Origin of the sequence: Paraburkholderia sp. J8-2 (assembly GCF_905220195.1) — a bacterium.
In the GTDB taxonomy this organism is placed as follows: domain Bacteria; phylum Pseudomonadota; class Gammaproteobacteria; order Burkholderiales; family Burkholderiaceae; genus Paraburkholderia.
In genome coordinates, this window is record NZ_CAJMZA010000139.1 from 1 (window position 1) to 349 (window position 349).

Sequence of the window (349 nt, forward strand, 5' to 3'; positions counted from 1 at the left end):
CGCCTGCACGTCCGGATGCTGTTCGACCGACGTGCGATCGGTCAGCGCATGGTTCGCCGCGCCTTGCTGGCGTGCTGCGTCGAGCGCGGCTTGCGCGGCCCGCACGGCGTCGCGGGCGTGGGCGACATCCTCGGCGGAAACGGCGCCCGAGTCCGCGACGGCCACGCGCCGGCGCAGATCGTCATTGGCGCGCGCCAGGTCCGACTCGCGTTGCGCCACGTTGGCCGCATAGAAGTCGTTGTTGACGTACAGGCCGCTCACACGGCGCACGGTCTGGCCCAGCGACGCTTCGGCATCGGCCAGTGCGATTCTTGCGTCCGCCGGATCCAGCGTCACGACTGGGTCGCCC

At 71.3% G+C, this 349-nt stretch carries 1 pseudogene; it reads right to left on the reverse strand.

Features of this window, described 5'->3' with window-relative positions:
• Nucleotides 1-349, reverse strand: a pseudogene (locus U5A52_RS43170) (EmrA/EmrK family multidrug efflux transporter periplasmic adaptor subunit); the annotation flags it as partial.